Genomic DNA, 958 nt, shown 5'->3' with positions numbered 1-958 from the left:
TACGCAAGCGGTCGCGTTCTCGTTCGCCTAAATACCTGCGGACTTCTTAAACGCGCTTCGCTTGAACGAAAGAAATCCGCAGGGGGCGAGTCGAACGCTTTTCTCCGCTTGCTCCACTAGGGTTTGCTTAGGAGCATCGCACATCGCTATTTCCGATTTTCCGTAACATATGACAAAGAGCCTGAATTTCTTATATTGTAGCATGCTTTTGGTTCTAAAGCAACTAAATTGTCATATACCATTTTATAAAATGTTATTTTCATATCACTTTATTTGGTAAAAAGAGCAGCGCCCATCGCAGCGCTGCCCATGAGTCAGTGAATCGCCTTTTTCTTAAACCGTCCGCCCACGATGTCGTGCACGGCGTTGATGGTGACAAAGGCACGCTCGTCCTTGTCGAGGACGATCTCCTTGAGCTTGTCGAGCTCCAGGCGTGTGACGACGCAGTAGAGAACCTCCTTCGGCTCGCCCGTGTAGCCGCCCGCGCCGTGCAGCAGGGTCACACCGCGCCCGAGCCGCTCATTGAGCGCAATGGTCATCTCCTCGTGCTCGCTCGTGACGATCATGACGGCGTACGATTCGTCGAGACCCTTGAGCACCACGTCGATCATCTTCGCGATAACGAAGTAGGCAAAGAGCGAGTACATTGCCTTGTCCCAGCCATAGAGGAGGCCCGCCGACGAGAGGATAAAGAGGTTGATGAACATGACGACCTCACCGACGGAGAACTGCGTTCGTGCGTCCATGATGATCGCGACAATCTCCGTGCCGTCGAAGCACCCGCCCGTACGCATGACAATGCCGACCCCGAGTCCCGTCACCACGCCGCCGAAGATCGCGGCAAGAAAGGGGTCGGTCGTCACCTGCGGCACATCGTGAAGGACACCCGACCAGATCGAGAGCATGATGATGGCAAACACGGTCGAGAGTGCAAAGCTCTTGCCGACCTGCTTGTAGC

General features: G+C 54.6%; 1 protein-coding gene. It reads right to left on the bottom strand.

Annotation, left to right across the window (positions count from 1 at the left end):
* Positions 1-314 precede the first annotated feature (314 nt).
* Positions 315-958 (bottom strand): YitT family protein (locus tag AXF19_RS15205; RefSeq protein WP_237141708.1); only part of this gene is annotated, 644 nt, incomplete at its 5' end.

It is taken from the genome of Selenomonas sp. oral taxon 126 (assembly GCF_001683335.1).
Classification (GTDB): Bacteria; Bacillota; Negativicutes; order Selenomonadales; family Selenomonadaceae; genus Centipeda.
This window is presented reverse-complemented; position numbering and strand designations above follow the sequence as displayed.